At 47.4% G+C, this 22,855-nt stretch carries 19 protein-coding genes and 1 tRNA gene; 7 read left to right on the top strand and 13 right to left on the bottom strand.

Annotation, left to right across the window (positions count from 1 at the left end; genetic code table 11):
• Position 1: 1 nt before the first annotated feature.
• From QEP07_RS06570 to QEP07_RS06550, 5 genes are all read right to left on the bottom strand, one after another.
• Positions 2–1,285 (bottom strand): serine/threonine protein kinase, encoded by a 1,284-nt coding sequence (locus QEP07_RS06570; RefSeq protein ID WP_285009157.1) that lies wholly within the window; start codon positions 1,283–1,285, stop codon positions 2–4.
• Positions 1,285–2,085: an FHA domain-containing protein gene (locus QEP07_RS06565; RefSeq protein WP_285009156.1), complete on the bottom strand. Its 801-nt coding sequence runs from the start codon at positions 2,083–2,085 to the stop codon at positions 1,285–1,287. Before QEP07_RS06565 ends, QEP07_RS06570 begins: the two co-directional genes overlap by 1 nt.
• Complete coding sequence (locus QEP07_RS06560) at positions 2,069–6,088, bottom strand: FtsW/RodA/SpoVE family cell cycle protein (RefSeq protein WP_285009155.1); 4,020 nt, start codon at positions 6,086–6,088, stop codon at positions 2,069–2,071. The genes QEP07_RS06565 and QEP07_RS06560 overlap by 17 nt, the downstream gene beginning before the upstream one ends.
• Before the next feature lie 2 nt (positions 6,089–6,090).
• Positions 6,091–7,563, bottom strand: coding sequence for a PP2C family protein-serine/threonine phosphatase (locus tag QEP07_RS06555; RefSeq protein ID WP_285009154.1), 1,473 nt, complete (start codon positions 7,561–7,563; stop codon positions 6,091–6,093).
• Positions 7,564–7,655: 92 nt separating this feature from the next.
• Positions 7,656–8,603, bottom strand: coding sequence for a hypothetical protein (locus QEP07_RS06550; RefSeq protein ID WP_285009153.1), 948 nt, complete (start codon positions 8,601–8,603; stop codon positions 7,656–7,658).
• 23 nt (positions 8,604–8,626) lie between these two features.
• Here QEP07_RS06550 and QEP07_RS06545 point away from each other — a divergent pair, with 23 nt between their 5' ends.
• On the top strand, positions 8,627–8,845 hold the full coding sequence (locus QEP07_RS06545) for a hypothetical protein (protein ID WP_285009152.1): 219 nt from the start codon (positions 8,627–8,629) through the stop codon (positions 8,843–8,845).
• 939 nt (positions 8,846–9,784) lie between these two features.
• Here the strand turns inward: QEP07_RS06545 and QEP07_RS06540 are convergent.
• The 4 genes from QEP07_RS06540 to QEP07_RS06525 form a co-directional block, all read right to left on the bottom strand.
• A tRNA-Ala gene (locus QEP07_RS06540) sits at positions 9,785–9,858 on the bottom strand.
• Between the two features lie 134 nt (positions 9,859–9,992).
• Positions 9,993–10,487 (bottom strand): DUF4411 family protein, encoded by a 495-nt coding sequence (locus QEP07_RS06535; protein ID WP_285009151.1) that lies wholly within the window; start codon positions 10,485–10,487, stop codon positions 9,993–9,995.
• Between the two features lies 1 nt (position 10,488).
• On the bottom strand, positions 10,489–10,899 hold the full coding sequence (locus tag QEP07_RS06530; protein WP_285009150.1) for an ImmA/IrrE family metallo-endopeptidase: 411 nt from the start codon (positions 10,897–10,899) through the stop codon (positions 10,489–10,491).
• A 168-nt stretch (positions 10,900–11,067) separates the two neighbouring features.
• Positions 11,068–11,418 (bottom strand): hypothetical protein, encoded by a 351-nt coding sequence (locus QEP07_RS06525; protein ID WP_285009149.1) that lies wholly within the window; start codon positions 11,416–11,418, stop codon positions 11,068–11,070.
• Positions 11,419–11,716: 298 nt separating this feature from the next.
• Here QEP07_RS06525 and QEP07_RS06520 point away from each other — a divergent pair, with 298 nt between their 5' ends.
• A complete protein-coding gene (locus QEP07_RS06520; RefSeq protein ID WP_285009148.1) occupies positions 11,717–13,846 on the top strand; it encodes a hybrid sensor histidine kinase/response regulator in 2,130 nt (709 codons plus the stop codon).
• Here the strand turns inward: QEP07_RS06520 and QEP07_RS06515 are convergent, their stop codons facing one another.
• Positions 13,847–15,052, bottom strand: a complete 1,206-nt coding sequence (locus tag QEP07_RS06515; RefSeq protein ID WP_285009147.1) for an MFS transporter — start codon at positions 15,050–15,052, stop codon at positions 13,847–13,849.
• Between the two features lie 124 nt (positions 15,053–15,176).
• Between QEP07_RS06515 and QEP07_RS06510 the strand changes: the two genes are divergently transcribed.
• On the top strand, positions 15,177–15,770 hold the full coding sequence (locus QEP07_RS06510) for a DUF4142 domain-containing protein (protein WP_285009146.1): 594 nt from the start codon (positions 15,177–15,179) through the stop codon (positions 15,768–15,770).
• Between the two features lie 80 nt (positions 15,771–15,850).
• On the opposite strand, the gene QEP07_RS06505 is transcribed toward QEP07_RS06510, so the two are convergent.
• A complete protein-coding gene (locus QEP07_RS06505; RefSeq protein ID WP_285009145.1) occupies positions 15,851–16,513 on the bottom strand; it encodes a DUF4142 domain-containing protein in 663 nt (220 codons plus the stop codon).
• On the bottom strand, positions 16,503–16,745 hold the full coding sequence (locus QEP07_RS06500) for a hypothetical protein (protein WP_256004306.1): 243 nt from the start codon (positions 16,743–16,745) through the stop codon (positions 16,503–16,505). Before QEP07_RS06500 ends, QEP07_RS06505 begins: the two co-directional genes overlap by 11 nt.
• Before the next feature lie 94 nt (positions 16,746–16,839).
• Here QEP07_RS06500 and QEP07_RS06495 point away from each other — a divergent pair, with 94 nt between their 5' ends.
• From QEP07_RS06495 to QEP07_RS06480, 4 genes are read left to right on the top strand one after another with little or no spacing between them, the layout of a single operon-like run.
• The gene (locus QEP07_RS06495) at positions 16,840–17,202 is read left to right on the top strand and encodes a response regulator transcription factor (protein WP_256004307.1); all 363 of its coding nucleotides are present in this window, start codon (positions 16,840–16,842) and stop codon (positions 17,200–17,202) included.
• Positions 17,199–18,251: a HEAT repeat domain-containing protein gene (locus tag QEP07_RS06490; protein WP_285009144.1), complete on the top strand. Its 1,053-nt coding sequence runs from the start codon at positions 17,199–17,201 to the stop codon at positions 18,249–18,251. The genes QEP07_RS06495 and QEP07_RS06490 overlap by 4 nt, the downstream gene beginning before the upstream one ends.
• On the top strand, positions 18,248–19,672 hold the full coding sequence (locus QEP07_RS06485; protein WP_285009143.1) for a glycosyltransferase family 2 protein: 1,425 nt from the start codon (positions 18,248–18,250) through the stop codon (positions 19,670–19,672). The genes QEP07_RS06490 and QEP07_RS06485 overlap by 4 nt, the downstream gene beginning before the upstream one ends.
• A gap of 1 nt (position 19,673) precedes the next feature.
• Positions 19,674–21,686 carry an LTA synthase family protein gene (locus QEP07_RS06480; RefSeq protein ID WP_285009142.1) on the top strand — a complete coding sequence of 671 codons (2,013 nt, stop codon included), beginning with the start codon at positions 19,674–19,676 and terminating at the stop codon, positions 21,684–21,686.
• Positions 21,687–21,690: 4 nt separating this feature from the next.
• Here QEP07_RS06480 and QEP07_RS06475 read toward each other — a convergent pair whose 3' ends face one another.
• A complete protein-coding gene (locus QEP07_RS06475) occupies positions 21,691–22,854 on the bottom strand; it encodes a hypothetical protein (RefSeq protein ID WP_285009141.1) in 1,164 nt (387 codons plus the stop codon).
• Position 22,855 lies beyond the last annotated feature (1 nt).

Genomic DNA, 22,855 nt, shown 5'->3' with positions numbered 1-22,855 from the left:
TCTAAAAATAAGGTACATCATCAACTAATCCATCTTTTGTCCGCCTATTTTTCTTCGGATCCTTAGGCTTTTTATTCACAGGTGGCGGCTGTACAACCGTATTCCGCACTGTATCGCTTTTAGGCGCGGCTGCAGTATCAGCCAATTGCTGTGCCTGGGTGCTGGTGTCAGGCAGAACTCCATTTTGGGGCAAGTCAGCCCGATCGTCGAACAATGCCGCCACTCCCAAAAAGCTTAACACGAGAAGTATTACGGCCGCCGCAGCTATCCACCACTTCGCTTTGTTCAACCTTTCATACCGTTTCACCGTAGCCAAAAGCTTTTCATTCTGCTCCTTGTAAGCGTCAAGCATGATGGCCGCATCTTCATTCCGATCAGCAGCTTCCATATAGCCGCAGATAGTCTCATAAAGTTCCGTGCCGTTGGCAAACCGGTTCTCCGGGCGCTTTTCCAGGCATTTGTAAATGACCTGCAGCAACCAGGGTGGAACCCGCATTTCGTGACTTCGCTTGTCGTCCGACCAGCTTTCAGGCAAGCGCGCCTCTCTCAAAGCCAGCAGATCCGGTATTTCTTTTTCTATATGCGCAAGCATCACCATGTTGCGCGAGGTATCGTGACTGTTAATGAGTGGGAAGGGTACAGTACCAGCCAGCAATTCATATAGGATAATACCATAGCTGTAAACATCGCTTTGAAAGAGCATTTCGCCTTCATGCTGTTCAGGAGCCATAAACTCCACGGCCCCAGCGTTCCGCAAACTCGTTCTGCGCTGCTCGTCCGACATCACGGCCAGACCAAAATCCAGCAGTACATAGTTGCCTGTGCTCGCGTTAAACTTCACGTTATTGCTCTTTATATCACCGTGCTTCACGCCCACACGGTGACAATGCGCCAGCGCAGCGGCCAACTGCTGGGCAAGCTTCAAGCTTTCCCTGATGCTGAACACCGGCTGATGCGGCGGTTTAAGTAATTCCTCCAACTCGGGGCCCTCGATATACTCCATCTCTATAAAAGGGAGGGCACCGCTCTCGGTGAGGCCCGAGCTCAGGATTTTCACGACATTCGGACTTGGGTTTTCGTTAACCTTCTTAAGCTTTTCCACCTCATTCTTGAAATCCCGGAAATGTTTGTCCTCGTGATCCTCAGAATGGATGGGCGTAGGCAACAATTTTACGGCGGTAATAATGGCACCCGTTCGTTTACCTTTATACACAGAACCCTGGCCGCCTGTACGCAGCGCTCCCATGTTCTCGAGCCCTTCCGTTATCGTAAATACTTTCGCCATCAGACTGTTGCAGATTGGTGTGAGCTATAACTAAATTCCAGCACGGCCGACTCGCCCAGAATAATCTGATCACCCTCCTGCAGCGCATGTCCCAGTTCAGTAAAGGTCAGTTTCACCGGGTTATGCTCCGAGGGCGATTTTACCTTTACCTTGTTCCTCGGCGGCACGCCTCCGTCGTCGGCAAACAGCATGAAGGCAGCGCTCTCCTCATTCCAGATGATATGTGCGTGCTGTCGGCTCACATACTTATTGGCCTGGTTGCTGCTGCCGTCCGGAAAGGCAATGTGGTTTTCACGCACAAAGCCATCCTGATCCTGCGCCATCCGTTCCCTGCCGATGTTAATACGTCCGTCGGCAGCACTTATGGTATATTCTTGTTGTTCCGCTTCGCCGTTCAGAACGCGCAGAAAAGCGGTGTCCGACTTTTGTGTAATGGTGATCTCCGGCATTTTTATGCAGAGTGCCACATCCAACTGATCCATTTTCACAGCGCCTTCTGGCAATTCATCCAGAAAGGCAATATCCAGCGTCCAACGTTCGGGCAGGTCAATAGCAAAATCATCCGCCAGCCGCTGCAGCTCCTGTTTAAAGCGATTCTCTTCCGCTGAGAAAACCGCAGCGTCGTATAGGTAACGCTCTTCCGGCAAACAGGCGATGCACAGCTGCAAGCCTTTTATCGACCGTCCTTCGCCGCCCTCCATTTTCTGCATCTCCTGTTTTATGAAAAACAGCATGGCTTCCCTGATCGCTTTTATATCCCTCGGTTTATCCGGGGTGTTCTTATTAAAAAGATTGAACATACTCATCGGCTTTAATCTTATTTGCTGTTTGCTTTTTCTTACCTTTTTCCAATTCCTCTTTAAAATCCTTGATATATCCCAGCTTAAGCAGGGCAGGGATCACATGCTGGCCAGCAAGCAACACCGCTTTGCTGGAACCTTTGGTCGATTCAATACGAATGCAGGTCACCACATGTCCCTGACCATCTTTCTTTGGCACAAAGAAAACGTACCAGCCATCGTTAATCTGCTCCTGCTTCCATATCCGTTCCGGTGTACCCGTTTTTCCGGCAACATTCATTTTCAGCGTCCACACTTTACCCGCACTCTGCTTCAGCATATAATCTTTCATTAGTTCAGCATACCTAGGGTTTTCAGCAAGTTTTATACCCGGTTTCACTGAAGTTGCAGAATCACTTACCTTCAGCACATAACGATTCGGTACCAGCGTGCCCTTGTTGGCAACGCCCATCGCCACGCGCGCCACGGCCGCGGGGGTAGCAATCAGTTCACCCTGTCCCCATGCCATGCCCGAAATCCCCTTCGCCCGGGTCCGGCGTATCCTTGCCGGATCATAACGCGGTTTGGTGTTAAACTCCGTCTCCCTCCACAGTGAAAACCATTCCTTCTCCTGCTCGGCGTTTTGCGCACCCTTTTCATAATAATAACCGCCAACCCCATGCAGGAACATTCCTGTTTTCAGATAAAGGCGGGCCATATCCTCCTCCAGGTGCTCCTCGTTGGCCAGTTTGATATAGTACACGTTGTTCGACTTTACCAAGGCCCGTTCAAGACTGATCAAGCCAGTCTCATCAGGTTCCAAGCCTTTAGTCCGGATCCTTTCATGCGCAGCCACCGGAAATTTTCGCTCGGCCGCCGCCAAACCCAACTTGTTAAACGCCGCCATGGTGGTCACCAGTTTGGCGGTCGACCCCGGCTGCGTAGCGTAAGTAAAACCAAGGTCGCTGTTGGTATACCATCCCGACAAGCGGTTCTGTTCTGCAGCGCTCATGGTCAGAAGCTCCCAGTCCTTCACCGGTGGCAGCGGATACACCGCCGAGGTAAGCACATCGCCGGTATTGTCTTCCATAATCACCACCGATACCCTGTTGTTCTGCAGCGAATCATCTTTGGCTATCGACTGCTGTATCGTGGCCTGCAACCTGGCATCAATCGTCAGTTTCACATCGCGGTTACGTTTTTTGAAGGCATCCACATCGGCACTGTTAATGCCCGCCAGCAGGAGCGGGGCCAGGGCCGCGTAGTCGCGCTTACTCACCGTCATCTCTTTAACACCCCGAGGCAGGAAGCGGTTTTCGCGGTATTTGCTAGCCTTAGTGCTAAACGAAGCCGTTGGTGTCCGGAAACCCCGGAGTTCCGCAGCGTGTTCGTACTCGGCAAAATAGCCGTTCGTACTGCCGGTAAACACACCGGTATTCATGTCGCCGGTCCAGAAGAACGTCTGCTCTTCAAAAGGGTAGTAGCGGTCTACCCGTTTATGTTCTGCCGAGTCCAGATTGTAGTTTACGCCGGCTGCCTGCAAAGTTTTACGCTGCTTGCGCACAAAATCAGGATTGCTTGTAGCCAGTATGCGCCCTTTACGATCGTACAACTGCCCCGCCTCCAATTTATTCATTAAGATAGAGATGCGCGGATTGTAGCTAAACATGCGAAGCCCGCTGCGGTCGGCCACCAGAGCCGGTTGCACCACCCATCTTTTATTATCAATAATATAACGCGAAACCGTGAAAGTCAGCAGCAGTATCGCAATACTGGCCGACAACAAAGCAGGCACGAGGTTGCGGTCCTGCTGCCGGGTAATAAACTCCATCTGCACCGGGGTTCCCCTGATCACAGAGATGGAAAGCAACGCACCCGTTGCCAGCATGTTCGCCACCAGCGAGGAGCCGCCGTAACTGATAAAGGGTAGGGCAACGCCCGACAAAGGCAGGGCTCCTGTAGAACCCCCTGCAATCAAGAGGAACTGTACAAACATACTGATGCCAATGCCCGAACATAAATAGAAGAGGAAGGGCGTACCCGTCTGCCGACCAATCACTACAGCCCGGTTCAGAAAAATAAGGAACAAAATGAAAATACTAACCACACCTGCCCAACCAAACTCTTCACCTATAGCCGGAAGGATCATGTCCGTATGCGCCTCAGGTATATTCTTAGCGAAGCCCTCGCCAACACCCTGTCCGCTGATGCCCCCGCCAGCCATAGCCCAAATACCGTTCGCCACCTGGTCGCCCCCATACACCTCGTTATTCCATGGATCCTGCCAGATCGACTTTCTCTCATTCAGGCGGTTCACCGGCCCCGGTATCAGTTTATCCAAATACGGAATCTGATCGATAAGCAGGAAACCAGCCATAACCATAATAATCATGATGGCCGATTCACTGGTGCGCTTTTCATAGAAAATCATCGCAAGCGTCAGTAACACAGCTGTAAGCAGACTGCCCAGCCAGATGTTCAGGAACCAAACCGACAAAGTATAGGTGATGATGGCTACCATCATCATCGCAAAATCGCCCCTTGAAAAGGAGAATAAAATAATAAATGTAAAACATACCACCATCGCCGGACCCAAATCACCCAGGGTGAGATACAGGAGAATGGCGAGCACCATCGCCACCAGCGCGAAAGAGAAGAAGTACCAGCGCTTGTGCCAGCTGCTGTATTCTGTGATGAACTTTTCATTGCTGGCGAAAAAGCCGGCAAGGAATAAAATAATGCCATATTTTACCAGTTCGCTGGGTTGAACGCCAAACAGGTTTACCTTAACCCCGCTACCTTCCGGACCGCTGCCGAAAGCGACTGTTAAGCCAAGAAGAACGAGCGAGGCAATGGCCCATTGCCATCCGCTGGCCTTCCCGCTGCTCCGGCCAAGAATAAACATCCGGTAAAAGCCAGAGTCCACCGTAAGTCGCCTGAACTTAACCATCAGCATGACAATAATGCCGCCTATACCTATACCAAAAAACGTCAGTGTATCTCTGGCCAGAAAGCGGTCGCGCAATGGGTCCTGCAAACTGAGAAGAGAGATGAACGATAAGCCCGTCATGAGCATAATTACCGGAAGGAGCAACTGATCTGCCTGGGGAAACTTCCATGCCAGGATAGCCTTGAGCAGGAAGAAACCAAAGAAGAAGGATCCGGCAATAATGAGGAACCACTGATTAAACTCTTCCGCCGTCCGTACAATGAGTGAGCGTTCTTTTTTCAGAATTTTAAAATCCCTTACCGAAAACAAGCGTATGCTATGCGGACTTTGCCGGAAAACAAAAGACACATCACTGTCGAGCACTTGCACACCCTGGGAACGGCCAAACTGCGAGCCCGGCTGCAGAGGCAAAACCTGGTAAGCCTTACCATCAGGCAGGTGCATAAAGGCATAGCTGCCATTCCCATCTGTACGTACATAAGCAGTCAGGCCCAGCGTCTTTATACCCACTTCATCTTCAGCGTAGGTGCTGTCCTGAGGCAACACCATGTGCAGCTTAACCAATACACCCGCCACCGGTCGGTCCAGCGAGTCCACAATCTTCCCGGTAATGCTGTATGCCCCCTTCTTCATATCCGCAACAGCAGGAAGCTTAGGCGGATTTGTACGCTCCTGCGTAAAACGCAGCGAATCTTCGCCCGTATAGCCCAGTAGCGCCCTCGAGTCGAGTACCCGGCGCTTAAAACTTTTACCACCCTCTGCAAAAGCCATATCGGCATCTACGAAATACCGGCTTTTATTAATCTCACCCACATTGTCGAGTACCAGTCCGGCCGGTTTACTAGCCGTTGCTACCACACGCTCCACCAGCGCCATATCGCGCGGGTCCTCAAAATAATAACCCTTCTCGAGCAACTGGCGCATTCGTTTTCCCGGTTGCTTGTCGTTCAGGTTTATCATGGTGCCGTTCCTTAAACGCGAGGGCACCTCGTCAAAACCATCCTGAAGGTGGTTATATAACGTAAAAAACAGTGCGCCTAAAACAATAGATATGATCAAAAACAGAAAGCGCATAGTTAATTCATCTTTTCAGGTAAGGAATCGGTTGTGAATGTGCTGGCAGGAACAGATCCGCTAACGGAGCTGCCGGATGGAAAGCGGAATACGCTTTGCACAGCGTTGGGCGTGTTAATAAACCGCACCTTCCTGAATTCAAGCGCATTGCTGCCCGAGGTAATCGCAGTCGAAAAGTTCTGAAAGGTGAAGTTCTCCAGACGCAGGTGCTTATTGGCCGGCCTCACATTGATCGGAATGCCTTTAAATGTAGAATCTGCCACCAACCTAATATTCTTTTCTGCAATCAGGTACAGTGTATCGCGATCAATCTGTAAGGGCTCTGTGATCTGTATCGGCGATTTAAACAGAGAATCCGTCAAGATCAGCACATTCTGGTTCAGCTTATTGATCGTGTCCTGCAACTTTTTCTCCTGTGCATTCCTCGGTGGCTTTATGACACTTAGTTTACGCTGCTGCATACTGCGAAGTTCTGCGCGATTGTTCTGCCAAAGCAAGAAAGCGATCACGCCCGCCATAGCAACGCAGAGAATAGAGAGCAGCGTAATCCAGCCAGTATTGCTGCGTACGGTCTCTTGCCTGGCACCCTGCGTGGCAGAAAGCCTGTCGCCTTCCCACTGCGCCGTCCGGGGGTCAGAATTTTCGACCTTATCCGCAAGCGGCGTAGGGGCGACACGCTGCTTCCGGTTTTTGCTCGCCGGCATGGCTGGTTCGTGTTGGGCCGACTGCTTATCATTCTTCACAAGCACTACTGTGATATTATCCAGACCACCGTTCAGGTTTGCTGCCTTAACCAGGGCCTCCGCCTTTTGCTGCAGCGAAGCCGGACTGTTCAAAATGTCCGTCATCTGCTGCCGGTTCACCATATCACTCAGTCCGTCACTGCACACCAGCAACACATCACCGGGCAAAAAGGGAGAATGACCCGTTTCAATATAATCCTGCTGGGCGGCAATACTTATCCCGAAACCCAGCGCCTTGTTAATCTCATTGCGCTTCGGGTGGCGCATGGCCTCCTCTTCGGTCAGCCGCCCACTGTCCTCCATAAAACCAACGAACGACTGATCTTTGGAGATCTTGACCAGCGAGCGGTCGCGCAGCAAATACAGCCGCGTATCCCCAACATGGGCATACCAGAATTGGTTTTTGTCCAGATCAGCTACCGCGAGGGTAAGCACACAGGCCATTTGTTCATGACCGTTGTTCTTGATTTTTTCAGCGCGTATATCCTCATCCGCGGCAATAATGGCATCCCGCATCAGCGCAGGATAATCCGCATTAGGACGGTTCAGAAATTGTATGATTGATTTCCTGGCAATAGCCGAAGCGATTTCGCCCCCGGCATAGCCCCCCACGCCGTCGATCACGCAGGCAATAACAACATCATTGTTTTTGGTTTTCTCCGCAATGAAAGTATCCTCATTGTTGTCCCTAACCCGGCCCGGGTCTGTTAGTCCAAAGTAACTCTTATCCATTCTTTTTTGGCGAATTTTTAATGTTCCTGAAGTGTGCAACCAGCAAAAGCACACAAATGAAGAAAAGCGCAAGCGCTAAAATCTGCGACATACTAAGATTTAAATATATTCATACCAATTATGCCGTTCAATATAATCCTTGAGTTTACCGGCAGCTCATGCCATTTAGGCTCCTCCGCATCGCTCCGTTCGACCAATAACTCATTTACTATCGTTTTCTCCCCGAAAGAAGCCAGATAGAACTTCTCTTCATCGGCCGCATAACGAATGCGGAGATGCGGTGTATTTACCCATTCCGAAGGAATCCGGAAAACGCTCGATTCCTCTCGGATCTCTTCATCGCCCGACACGGTAATTTCGGCCGCTTTCATGATATATTCCAGCTTCTTGCCTGTATAAGCCTTATCAGGTATGGTCGTCTCAAACCTTGCAAGAACAGCGCTAACCGCCTGGGTCACCTTTTTTTCGTCATGTTTTAGCGTATCCACATACGGAATTTCATAATACCCTTCGCTATAATAGATGAAGTCCTTCAAGATATCATTATTGATATCAAACGTCTGTGCCATACCCGTTTGCCGCGGAATAAACGTTACCCTCAGGTTTTCCTCCTGCTGATTGCTGTCGGGCAGCAGCTTGCCGATAAAACCGATATCCCCCTTGCGGTAGTCGGGGTGCGACACGAAGCGAAACACCCACTTGTTACTCGCAGGTTCCACCCGTTTCCCGCTTTCAACCATCTTATTCAAAATCTCATAAAATTTCTTCACCGTTTCATGCGCTACAAGTCCGAGAATCCCTTTCTTGTGTGCCATAAATTCGCGGTAATCCTCCACGTTCAGACAAATAATAAATTCATGATAAAAGATCACCCGTTCGGAGAAAGAAAGCTCGGAGATCGACTGCTCAAATCGGTCGATAATGTACTTGTATACCATATTCGGCGTAAGCGGCTTAGCATTGCCAGGTGTAGTCCCGTCATTGGTCAGAAACCAGTCCTGTATGCCTATGCGCTGCCAAAAAGAAGGTTTTGTCGTCATCGAAATGCGTAAATTGGTGATGAATGAAAGATAATAATAATGGTCTGTATTCTATTAACAAAAATCCGTTAATGATGTTTGCACTTCTATCCTTGCGAAACCTCACTGGCTGGCTGCGTATGATGAGGCATCAGCCAGACTATATTTATCAGCTACTATGCAAAGCCAGATCAGATAACCAAAACAAAAAAGCCACTTATAAGGGGCTTTTTTGTTTTGGTTTGGCTCAAGTTCAATCATAATTGCTTTTCATAAAGATATCACGTTTATGGCTCTCGTTTCTTTTTACTTTTCTTTATGTGCTTATTGGTACGATCTGTTTGTTCTGTCTTACCCACCCCTGTATAATAGCTGGGTTTCAGTTGGGTGAGTATTAACATAGAATGGGTACTTCATCAGCACTTGATCAGTGAGGCATATTTCCCAACCTCTTTTCCATATATAACCTCACCTCATTCTGAATGAATTGGCTATTTGGCTGCTTCTCAACGATGGTTAGTAGATAAAAACCATCGAAATTTTCCTGATGGTCATGCAAGGCGCTCTCCAGTTCCTTCCAGGACAGATATCTGCCAACTGGTGGCTTGTCATAGAATTTAATCTCGCCGCGAGGAATAGTATACTGGAAGATAGGGTATAAGTATTTGTGCTTTTTTATGCATCGACAGAAAAACTGATAATACCGCTTTTGGCGCGACCCTCCATTTTCGAGACCAATTGATACAATCCTGTTATTCGGGCTGACGTCGATTGTATCAACTAGATAGTAAACCTTTTGCTGCGCTTGAACCGAAGCGCCGATTATTGAAGATAAAAAGGTGATAAACAAAAGCAATGATATCTTCATACTCGCGGGCAATTAGTGGGTGTTCGCTGTAATTATAAGGACTTTTTGTACAGCTAAGTCAACCTTTATTTAATAAGTTCTCTTTGCTTGTCTTTGGCTGTCATGGACGGTGAGCGTTTTTATAGGACCAAGATATGAGTTTCTTCCGATTATAGGGAGTATACTAAATTCTAAATAGGACTTTAGAGTCTATGATATGATGGATCGTCGAACAGTTCGATCATCATATCGTTATAGCGGTAGCTTATTTTCCTGTTCATGTCGAAATTTTGGTAACGGATTTTGTGCACGTATAAAAAAAGCCTCTCAGTCGAACTGAAAGGCTTTGATCTAGTGGAGAATAGCGGAGTCGAACCGCTGACCTCTTGCCTGCCAGGCAAGCGCTCTAGCCAGCTGAGCTAATCCCCCGTGTGGCTACGGCAACAAAACGTTACCAGAGTGGGGGCAAAAGTAAGGATTTTTAAAAAGTATGCAAATAAAATGTCAAAATGCTGCTTTTTGAGACGTGCACGCCTTGTTAAGCGTCCAGAGTTAGACTGATACTAGAATCGCTCCTTTAGAAGCCTAAACATCTCAATGATATTTACACACATGCCAGAAGTCTGACAGGCGTCTGGGATTTTAATTTTGCTTTTTCTTTGAGGTTCGCTAGTTTCATGTGTAACGATTTTTAAGTTTTTAGCTTGCGCATATGCCACCAACCAGGCGTCTGCTTCATCAGCATCCAAAAATTCATTTAACGCCGAGAGATTGTAGTGATTGCTCATGCCATTTGCCCAAGCACATACCGCTGCATAGTGCCCAATAATACTCGTAGTATCTTCAAAAAAATCTTTAGGCAGATTACTCCTACACCAGTTACTTAACTGGTCGTTGCCAGAGTACAACTCTGCCTGAACTTTATCGATAGAACATATTATTTTTTTCTCAGCCAGCTCAATTACCTTGCTCCAGAAGCCCGGAACGACATCAATAGGATAATGCATCCGATGGGCTTGTATAAAAAAGTTAGCATCTGAAACAAATAAGGGCGACACGTTAGTAGAGGTAGTTACTTACAAAATTCTGATATGTATCTCCCTTCAACCCGGTAATCTTATAAGCATCTCTATAAAGTAAGCGTTCTTGTTTTACGGCCTTATCTACGTAATTAGCAAAACTTACACTAATTCTTTTGCGGGCAGTTAGATAGAAGTCGCCGCCCCCTGTTGCTTGTTCTTTTTTTAATTTGACGCCTGAAATGTAATTATGGTAAAAGTTAAAGAAGTCTTTTTTAGACATTAAGCCGAGATCGAGTGCTCTTCTTGCTATCACAATTTGGCTTACCTTGAAAAACCTGGCCACGGTAGCCGGATTTGGGTTGTTTTTCCAAAGTTCCAAGAAATAATCTTCTGGGACTAAGAACTCGGCGGCAACATGATCACATAGTAACTCAATAGGGTCCACCATTAAAGTTGACTATTACTCCTACCTCCTCAATTTTTCCGACAAGGAAATTTAAACTGTCTTCAAAAGTCTTAAAATTCTTAGCCCAATCTGGCTGTAAATTCAATGTATTGCGAATATTGGCTACAATGGAATGTACGTCTGCATTGGCATTGAAGCTTGCGACGAACTTCAAGGGTTTGGCTCCGGTGTCAAGTAAATAGTCTGTGAGCCATTCTGTCTACGCTGCATGATCAGTATGGTATCATATACATTTAGGCTTACTTTTGCCGTAGGCTTGCTGCCAGTTCTAAAAAAAGGAAACGGTATTGCTTCTTGTGGCGGGTCATTTAGAAATAGATAGCCGAAAGGAATATGAACCCTTTTGGAGAAGTCCTCAAGTTGCTTTACAGTCGGCCTTTTGACCCCATTTAACCATTTGTGGACAGTAGGGTTGTTATCCAGAAATTCATCCACACGATGTCCAGCCCGGGTAATTGCCCAAGTAAGCATTGTAGGGTTAACTTCAATTTCTGCTCTCATTATTGCAAATATACTCTAGTTTGACTCGTAAGGTACAAATAACAACGCTGAATTTTTCAAAGTAATTTCACGTGCGACGGTTATACCCTTGTCCGGTCATTTTTCGGGCATAATCAAAGCTTTCTTCGGGAAAATGGGGTGCTTTTCCGAAGAAAGTACGGATAGTGCCTTGATTAAGGCCGAATCAGTCGAAGCCCAGATACCTGGGATATTCCTGCCTTGCTACTTTGCAACTGTCAGTTTTAATATCTATTTTACGACGATAATTGATCAGGGGAGATCATATTCTTAATCAGGAATGAATTATAAAAATATCAGGGGGAGTATATTTTATTGCCTCTTATTTTTCATAGCAATTGTCGTTGTATTTCAATTGTACAACCTGTCCGCAATTCATTCGAACCAGAGATCGGCTGTCAAGCTCCAGGTGCTGCTCAATCTTTCGGAAGAAGCGAACGACAATCTGGGTTCAGTACAGCAAGACTACCGGTCTTATCTTTCAGAGCCTTCTCCTGAAATGCGGGCAACCATTTTCGCCCATCAATTCATTGTGCGGCAGTCGCTCGACAGCCTCAGGAGTCTTTCAGCGACAAGTTCGGTGCTGAAAAAATATTCCCAGAGGATCAAGGAAGCTTATATGACAGAAGAGGCCTTAATGACGGCCGACGTAAATGGTGTGCGAAATACCGACAGCGCGCTTAGGGCCGTGGTTAATCATGAATTGAGAATGGATGTGGTCTGGACGTTGTTGTATGACTACCGGAAAATCGTTAAAGGGCAGCTTCAGAATACCAACTATAACATCTCCAGACTTGCGGAGACTTCAAGAAATACAGGATATGTATTGGCCCTGCTTGCTCTGCTGTTAACAGCGGCTTTCGTTTCGGGTAAAAGAGAAAATAAGCGAAGCGCCGCTAAATTATCCAACGACGCACTGTTTATGCAGTCGCTGCTCGACACCACCAGCACGGCCATGCATATAGCCGACCAATCCGGGCGCATACTTTACGTCAACAAGTCCTTTTGTGAATTTTTAGGCCTCGAAGCAAATTACATTACGGGGAAATTGTTCAAGGAACTTCATCCAGGCAGGTCCCTTAATTTTGAGAACCCATCGTTGCGGGCCGACCCCCATCTTTCGCCTTTCGAGACTGAGGAAGTCGTCCATATAGATGGTGAGAAAAATTACTTCTTTACCCGTAAGTTTCCGCTCCGCGATGCTGCCGGTCAGACCTACGCTTTTGCAATCATCAGCAGGAACATTACAGAGCGTATCCTGAACGAGGAGGGGCTACGGAAATCACGTGAGGAAGCGGAACATGCACGGCTTACCCAGGAACAGTTTATGGCCAATATCAGTCACGAGATACGTACGCCCATGAATGGGGTGATGGGAATGGCCGAATTGCTCAAGGCGACACCGCTGACCGAAGAACAGGCTGAATATGTCGGAATCATCAGCCAGTCATCCAATAATCTCATGGTGCTTATCAATGATGTTCTCGATTTTGCCAAGATAGAGGCTGGGCGGCTTGAACTGGAATGCATTTCCTTCAAGATATCAGAAGTTCTCAATCAGGTGCTCTCTACCATGCGGTTTAAGGCAGCCGAACGCAAACTCGACCTGTCGCTCCATGCAGATCATAAAGTGCCCCTTGGCGTTCTGGGCGATCCGCTGCGGCTTTACCAGATTCTTTCCAATATCGTTTCCAACGCCATTAAGTTCACACCTTCAGGATCGGTTACCATCGACGTCACAGCCAGGAGCCACGACTCCAGCCGGGTCATGGTTATTTTCAGGATTACCGATACAGGCATTGGGATACCGGAAGACCGGATCGACTATATTTTTCAGAGTTTCGCCCAAACCAGCCTGGACATCAGTCGCAAATACGGTGGCACCGGGCTGGGTCTGGCCATTGTAAAACAACTCGTCAATCTTTATAACGGGCGGATATCTGTAAGCAGCAAACTAAACGAGGGAAGTTGTTTTGTTGTGGAAATCCCATTCGAGCCGGCACCTGTAGGCGTGCGCACCATAGCAGAGGCCAATAAATTTGAGCTGCTGAAAGGTAAGAGCATACTTATCGTGGAAGACAATATCATCAACCAGAAGGTGATCGTCAAAACACTGGAAAATTCCGGAATATCCACAACGCTTTGTGACAACGGTTTCGACGCACTCGAGCGACTTAAAACCCAGCGCTTCGATGCCGTGATCATGGATATTCAGATGCCCGAGATAGATGGGCGGGAAACCACCAGACGCATCAGGGCTGAACTGAACCTTGATGTGCCGGTCATAGCCATGACCGCCTCGGTTCTCTCAGACGAACGCGATCGCTGTAAAGCCGCGGGGATGAACGAATACATATCAAAACCCTTTGTCAAAGAAGATCTTTTCGAAAAACTACTGCTCTTTATGTAGCTATTCCGGGTTGGTCCTGGAGATCCGGGCTATAAATACCATTAAAGCGCCCGAAAGTAAGATCAGCAGCAGGTAACTCAAGCTCAGGTTTACCCCGCCGCTGGCTGGTATAAGGTATATGATCCCATAACTCAGGAAGGAAACCACTACATAGTTAATACCGCCGGTTAACCCGCTGGCTATACCTGCATTTTTTGGGAAGCGGCTCAGGCAGTAGGTAAAGAAGCTGTTAAACGTGTACCCTGAAGCTGCGTGGATAATAAAAGCAAAGATGATCAGCGTATACAGATTTTCCGCAGAACCCATCACCCCAAGCATCAGCAGTCCGGCGGCGCATTGTATGCCAAGGTTTACGAACAGCTTTTTGTTAAAAGGCCGGTTTATCGTCGATTTACTGATCATCCCGCCGGTCATCACCGCCGCGCCCAGGATCAGCGAACTGTAACCCGCAACAATAGGGGTCATGCCCAACTGGTGTTCAATAATGAACGGACCGGTCATGTTATAGATCATCACCATGCTGTATGCCAGTCCCAGCATCACGATGCCTAGCGTAAAACTCGGCGTTTTCAGCATGTTTCCGTACACTCCGGAAATGGTTTTCAGGTTAAAACTCATTTTCTGTCTGATCGTCTCTCCGCTGAAGATCAGTTCGAGCAGAAGAATAACGACGGCGAAAACGGTAAGAAAATAGAAGTTTGCCTGCCAGCCAAAATACGTCTGCAAATAACCGCCAGCAAAGGGCGCGATGATTGGTGCCGTAGCCCAGATAATGGAAAACATGCTCAGATAATGCTTCAGTTTGTCGCCCGAAAACAGGTCTACAAAATAAGCTCGTTTAGATACCACTACTGCGCCGACCGTAATGCCATGTACAATGCGCATCGCATAAATCACATAAATACTCGTGGTGTTGGCAATCGTCAGGCTGGCCAGCGCGAATACCGCCAGGCTTACCAGGTTGATCCGGTAACGCCCAAAGCTGTCGAGCAAACTGCCTACAAACAATTGTGAAACGCCATAGCTTATCAAGAACAGGCTGAGCGTCAGCTGCACCTGTATGTCGCTGGCCTTAAGTGAAGCCGCCATGCTGGGCAAAGAGGGTATATATACATCGGTAGCGAAACCCGACATTGGAATAAGTGCAAATGCAAGCACGGTTGATATGCCTTGATTTTCCGGCTTAAGTCTTTTAGCAGTACGCAAGTTCTGATCTTTTTGAGGGCGCAAATTTACGGTTTAGCAAAGTTTCTCATCCCGTCGGTCAGACATGCCTGTGTAAAATAAAACCAAGCCCGGCCCATTTTGTTATTAAAACAAAAAAGCAGCTATGAAAAAATTAAATCAATCTCTACTTGTTCTGGCTATAGGCTCTTTATGCTACGCCTGTACCAACAACAGCAACAAAAATACAGTAGCCGTAGAAACGCGGACCGACAGCCTTTCCTCTTATGATTCGGCCACAACCGTTCACAATGCGGCCGATACGGCATCTAACCCGCTGGTTACCTTTGCCCTTAAAGCAGCCGCTGGCGGAAAGATGGAAGTCGAACTGGGTACCGTTGCCCAGGAAGTGTCAGACAATCCACGTGTGAAGGCCTTTGGTGCCATGATGGTCAAAGATCACAGCAAGGCAAATCAGGAACTGACGACCCTGGCAGAACTTAAAGGCATCCGTCTTCCCTCTACCATGCCCGAAGAAATGCAGCATCATATCAATGACATTAAATTTCTCAAAGGCAAAGAATTCGATACGAAGTACATGGCCATGATGGTCGACGACCACAAAGATGACGTTAATTTATTTGAAGATGCGTCGAAGACATCCAAAGACGCCGATATTAAAGCCTTCGCTTCTAAAACCCTTCCTATTTTGAAGATGCACCTTGATTCAGCTAAATCCGTAAAAGGTTCTATCAAATAAGATAAAAGGTTCTTAAACTAAAAAGGCGCCTTCCGCAAGGAGGCGCCTTTTTAGTGTTTTAGCGCTTTACTAAGCTTTCACTACTGCAGTTTCTCTACCGCAGCCATATGGTTGCGAAGCGAAGGCAAGTGTTTTTCCGCATAGGCCTTTACCTGCGCATCTGATGATTTAGCGCCAAGCTCATGCAGGGCAATCGCCTTACGATGATCATTCAGCATGGTCGTCAGGTACACGCGGTCAAACTGCTCGCCGCTTAGTGCGTTAAGCTGCTTGGATGCCATAGCGATGTCCATATCTACAGGAATAGAGTCGGGCTGCATTTTGCTGATGTTTTTCGATGTAGCCAGGGCCTGCAGTTCTGCGTTCGCCTTGGTATGATCTGTCACCATCATTGCACCAAAACTTCTAACCTCGCCACTTTGTCCCTTTTGCTGGGCAATGCGACCCAGCTCTACTTCCTTCTTTCCCGCAAGCGCCGCGTGTGCAACAAAATCGGCAGCGCTTATCTGTCCGTTTTGGTCTGTCGGAAAGTTTAATGCAAGGGTATCCAGTGTGATCTGGCTTCCTGCTGATGTTAAGGCTGTCGGTTTATCCGGCGTGTTAAGATTTTCCGTTACAGCTTCAGCGCCGGTTAAAGGTGCAGTACCTGTTGTGGTAACTGCCGTTTCCCGGGCTCCGGAACAAGCGCCGATTGCACAGGCAGCAATCAAGGCGACCGACAGGTTTAATATGTTAGTCTTCATCGTCTTCTCCGTTTAATGCGTCCAAATCATCTTCATACAGGTCAGTATCCGGATCATCGCTTAAGTCCAGGTCCAGATCTTCCTCCGTGTTTCCGGTATCTTCCGATGAGTCATAGTCGCTCATCTCGTCAGCGTCGTCAACCGGTCGCTCCGGTCGTTCACCGATGTTCTGCTGTGCCGACATGAGCAATACATTGTCCACGTCCTGCTGTGTTGTTTCATTCGTTTTCATAGGGTTATGTTTTTTTAAAAAGAACAACTTACATAGTCTTTTAGTTTATTTATATTAGCATATACAAAACACAAAACATCCCTTAAATATCCGTATGAGAATTTTGATTGCTGAAGACGATGAATTAATGCTTAAGACCCTAGAGTTCCGTTTAAAAAAGGACGGACACGACGTTGTCATTGCCAGGGACGGTCGCGAGGCCCTTTCTAAAATTGACACCATGAGTCCGGATCTTGTCATTTCAGATATCATGATGCCTTATAATTCCGGGCTCGAAATCGTAGGTGCAGTTAAAGAAAAGCTCAACACACCTATCATCATCCTCTCTGCTATGGGGCAGGAAGATGTCGTTTTAGAGGCATTTAAGCTCGGTGCAGATGATTTTATCACCAAGCCATTCAGTCCGAATGAGCTCTCCGTCCGCATCAGAAGATTGGCCATACAAGTCCCCAAATGATCTATCTTGGTGTTTCCCTGATATTTCTGCTTGGTACTGCAGTTACATTGACGGTATTTATGAGCGTTTATCTGCTTGTCAGAAAGAAACGGCGACAGAAATACGGTAAATGGAACCACATGTCCGACCTTCTGGTTCGCAAGGCGATCTTTTTTGATGAAGATGATAAGCATCATATTATACCGATCACCACCAGGTTAAATGAGCTGTTGGCGAACCAGCGATTCAGGCATCATCTGACCAGAAAAATTGTTTCAGCCTCAAGAAGCCTTTCGGGGCAATCGTTCCGCAACCTTCAGAGGCTATACATACAGCTTGGGCTCGACAAGTTCGCGCTTAAAATGGCGGAGAGCTCGCAATGGCATAAAAAATCGCATGGTTTGCAGCAGATCGGCGCCATGGAACTCACCGAGCATCTGAATCTTGTATCCCGCTTCACCAACGATAAAAATGACCTGGTTCGAGTCGAAGCTCAGATTGCCGTACTTAAACTATCTGGTTTCGAAGGTCTTCGGTTTCTAGACAACGTATCCTACCAGATTTCCGAATGGCAGCAGATCCGCCTGCTGAAAGAACTTTCCCAATTGCCGCACACAGAGCTTAAGGGTGTTGATCATTGGCTACGATCCGACAATGCCAGTGTGATCATTTTTGCACTTAAGCTCGCCCGGAATTATCATCATTTCGAACTGTACGACGATATCATGCTATGCCTTGATCATCCCCAGGCCGAAGTGCGCGCACAGGCTGTCCTGACACTATCCGACATATACACGGAAAACACTTCCGATAGACTTGTTGAAATATTTCCCGGTCAACCCGTCGATATCCAGCTGGTCATTGCAAAGGTTCTCGCCAAAATCGGCGACAGGGAAGACGTACCTGCCCTGATAAATTTTTTGGCTACATCTCACCTCGGCCTAAAACTTGCACTTGTACGCACACTGTTCATTATTGGCGAAGGAACCGACCTCCTCGAACAATACGTAGATACGAATGTCTATCCCATCAATGAGATGGTAGCACAAGTAAAAAATGAAATGAAATGAGCTGGCAGACTATACTACTAGATATCTTTACCTACGGACTTTTGCTCTATTCCGTGCTGCTCCTGTCGGGCTATCTTTTTATTGGTGCGTATTCCATCGGCGAGGTAAGAAATTATCTCCGCAAGAATAGTTTTACCGATTACCGGGTACTTGCCGGCTCCAACGAATCGCCAAGCATCAGCATACTGGCACCGGCCTACAACGAAGGAGCCAACATCATCGAGAATGTGAGGTCGCTGCTGTCTATTAACTTTAATAACCTGGAAGTGATTATTATTAACGATGGCAGCAAAGACGATTCACTGGAAAAGCTTATTAGTGCTTACGACCTTTACAAGGCAGATTTTTTTGTGAATCCGCAGATCCAGACCAAACCGGTACGGGGTGTTTATAAAAGCAATAAGGCTGTTTACAGGAAGCTTATTGTGGTCGACAAGCAAAACGGCGGTAAAGCAGACGCTCTTAATGTGGGGATTAATATTGCTCAAAACAGTTATATCGTATGTATTGACGTGGACTGTATCCTTGAGCAGGATGCCCTGCTTAAACTAGCCAAGCCTTTTCTGGAAACGACAGAGAAGCGCGTCATTGCCACGGGTGGTGTTATCCGCATAGCCAACAGCTGCGAGGTCGAAAACGGTCGACTTGTTAAGGTTAATTTGCCGAGGCAATTCCTGCCAAGGGTGCAAACGCTGGAATATATCAGGGCCTTCCTATTAGGAAGGATGGCATGGAGCAGGCTTAACGGCCTTTTATTAATATCCGGGGCTTTTGGTGCTTTCGATCGGGATATTGTGATTAAATGTGGCGGATACAACCATAATACGGTGGGTGAAGATATGGAACTGGTTGTTCGGATGAGAAGATACATGGAAGAACAAAACGAGCCTTACAAAGTTAGTTTTATTCCTGATCCGCTGTGCTGGACAGAAGCGCCTGCCTCCTTTAAGATTTTGGGCAGGCAGCGTAACCGTTGGACCCGCGGTACGATAGAGACCTTGCAGATGCATAAGGTCATGTTCTTCAATCCCAAATACCGCCTTTTAGGTATGGTCAGTTATCCTTACTGGTTTTTTTTCGAGTTTTTAGCACCGATCGTTGAATTTCTGGGCATGGTGGCATTCCTGATATTCGTACTGCTCGGACTTATTCATTGGACTTTCTTCCTGGGCCTGTTGTTTTTTATATTCAGTTTCGGCTTTTTGTATTCCGTTTTTGCCATTCTTATGGAGGTGTTGACCTACAATCAATATAAACGCAGTCGCGATATCCTTATGCTGGTTTTAACGGCATTCCTTGAACCATTTATTTTCCATCCCTTCGTGGTTTGGTCAGCCGTTATGGGAAATATAGACCTCCTGAGAAAAAAGAATGCCTGGGGCGAGATGACCAGGCAGGGTTTCACAAAAAAGCCGAACTAAGATGATCCGGATAAAAGCAGCGTCACATTTGTTTATCAAGCTTTCATTGGTCTGGCTGATGGCGGTTTTATGCATCGGCCTTTTTGAAATTGTATTAAATGGGCTCACCCATGAGTTTCCTGCAGGTTGGCCTGCCATGGTGCTTTGGTCATGGCTGGCCGGTTTTCTGTTCTGGTTGAAATGGCAGGTTGCAGCGTATATCCTGTTCGTTTTACTTTATTTCGCCAAGCCTCGTCTGGCCAGACTTGTTTTCAGCGTTTTTATCGTTCTCATCATTATAACACATCTGTTGCTTATCCAGTATTTTAATGTGTCGCTGGTGCCATTAGGGGCCGACCTTTTCGGTTACTCTTTGTCCGATATCAGGCAAACAGTCGGCGCTTCAGGCGGTATAGGCTTTCTGCCTCTCATATTTCTTTTGATCTTTATTGCTGCGGTAGCGCTTAGCCTCAGGTATATCCCGCGCAAACTGCAGGTGCCATTCTGGTTGGCTGTCGCCTTCCCGGTACTATCCCTTTTGCTCCACCTAACCTCGGCATACGCTTTTTGGAAGGGACCAGGATATTCTTCAGATTTCAGCAATAATCTGGTGACAAACAAAGCTGATTATTTCTTCTCCGACAGCTACGATCATTTTTTTCCGGGCGACGATGACGTCGATATTTACGCCGATGCTTATATAGGCGATTACATAACCTCGGCTCCAGGTAACGTTGCTTTTAAATATGCAGATGAACAGAAATACCCCTTTTTACACCAGGAGGTCAGCCGCGATGTACTTGGTCCGTTTTTCCAACCGGGTAAGCAGCGTCCAAATATAGTGATCGTCCTTGTAGAAGGCCTGGGCAGAGCCTTCACCAACGAAGGCGCATATCTGGGTAACTTTACGCCCTTTCTGGACTCCCTGGCTGGGAAAAGTCTTTACTGGAAAAATTTCCTTAGTCAGGGCGGGCGAACATTTGCCGTACTCCCTTCCATAATGGCCTCACTGCCATTTGCCAGAAACGGCTTTCTTGAGCTTGGCAACGATATGCCTGAACATCTTTCATTATACAACATTTTAAAGAGGGCAGGTTATCATACCGCCTTTTACTATGGAGGAGATGCAGCATTCGATAATATGAATATCTTTTTGAAAAAGAATGATGTCGACCAGGTCAACGATGCAAAGAGCTTTCCGGCCGGATACAGGAAAATGCCCGCTGTTAACGGATTTACCTGGGGCTATAGCGATAAGGAACTCTTCAGACATTACTTTTCAAAAACCGCTGCAGTGCCGTCTCTCACACCTCAGCTTAATGTAATACTTACCGTTGCTACGCATAATCCATTTATCATAAATGAGCAGGCGCGATATACCGCGGTGTTCGAAAAAAGGATGTCCGACCTGGGCTTCGACGAGTCGAAAAAAGACACTTACCGGCACTATGCCTTACAGTATTCCACCATTATGTACGCCGATCAGGCGCTGAGGGAGTTTTTTGAGCAATATAAAAGGCGTGCAGATTACCAGCAAACCATTTTCGTTGTCACCGGCGACCACAGGATGCCGGAAATCCCGATGAGCAGTAAAATAGACCGGTATCATGTGCCGCTCATGATCTATTCACCGCTTCTGAAAAGAACCGCGACGTTTAACTCGGTCTCCACGCATTTCGACATTGCACCCAGCCTCTTCAGCTTCCTGGAACAGAATTATCAGCTGCCGGCGCCAGCTTTGAGCAGCTGGATGGGGCTGGGCTTAGATACGGCGCGGGCATTCAGGAACATTCACGCTTATCCGCTCATGCAAACCAAGACAGAAATCGTCGACTTCATTATGGACGAATACCATTTAAACGGAAGCCAGCTTTACAAGCTCTCGCCAAACATGAGTGAGGAAGCCATTGAGGATGAACAAAAGAAAAGTCAGCTGAAGCGGGCGTTTGACCGGTTTAAGCAGCGTAACAGCAAGCTGAGCAATGGATCTCCTTTGTTGCCCGACTCCATTTACAAGCGATTTGCGCCCCAGTAACCAGTTACCTGCCTAAGCGATCTTTTTCGGCCTGAAGTATGTTTGTGACCATCGGCCGGTAAAAGTTCCAGAAGAAACTTGAGCGCTCCATCGGGTTGTCGCTGTTGTAAAACAGCCATTTAAAAAAGCCTATACCCTTAAAGTAGGAAGAAGTGATGCTCACCTGGTTGTCACTGAAGTCACCGCAAAAGTAAAAAAAGCGGTAATCCGGTCCGTCATGCGAAAGCACAGCAGGAAAGCGGTGCGGCAAATGGTGCTGGTCCAGCACACGACGGCCATGGTGGTTAAGTCCTATTTCGAACGAGGCCATCTCCTTATTGATCTTCCGGTCAGGAACTACCACGTCAAACCAAAATGGATATTTGACCCGCCGGGGCAGCCCGAGCTTGTTCGCGCCCTCCTCAGTGCTCACGATATGGGGAAGCGGCATGGTCATATGTGTGCTGTCTTCCAGAATAACTACCTGGTCAGATTCACTTACAAACGCGATTCCTGACTTTTGGAAAGGCCAGCGATTGTTGTTGTCTCTTTTGTAATTTCTGATCAGCCATCCGGGCAGTTCCTTGTTCCTGTTGGTATCTAAACTTTCGAAGAAACGCCCTGTCCAGCCTGTCCAGCGCATTGCAAACAATTTCTCGAACGAATGGCGCTCGGATGTATTGGTGGGCGACCCTATGGTATTAAATTCTGTAATGATCAGTTTTCGCTTCGCCTTCATTAACCTCAGGAAGTTCATATCCTGCTCACTCAATCCCCCATATATGAGGCCCGACCGCTCTTTTTCGTCGCCATGCTGCCGCCACTCATTGTTAAAGATGCCATAGGTGTCTGTATAGTAGGCTATATCCGCGTCATTGCTCAACTGTGCCAGCTGCTCCTCACTGAAGCGTTCCAGCCCTTTTAGCCTGTACTTTTCGTTGTCCAAAGGGAAAAATCCGAAGTAGTCTTCTGCTATTTGGTAAGGTTTGGTCCGTGTTTTCGTAAACCGTTCATGGTTTAATATCCAGGTGAGCGATAAATGTTCCTGTCCCCGGCGGGTGAGTACCGTTTTGTCTACAATTGCTGCGACCAACTTCGTTTTAGAAGACAGGGCCCATGCCAGCCACATCCATAAGGGTAGCAGCAGAACCAGTAACAAAGCGATCCCGATGATTTTCTTTTTGCTCATT

Origin of the sequence: Pedobacter faecalis (assembly GCF_030182585.1) — a bacterium.
GTDB classification, from domain to species: Bacteria; Bacteroidota; Bacteroidia; order Sphingobacteriales; family Sphingobacteriaceae; genus Pedobacter; species Pedobacter faecalis.
The sequence above is the reverse complement of the archived record's forward strand: the minus strand, read 5'-3'. Positions and strand labels throughout refer to the sequence as shown.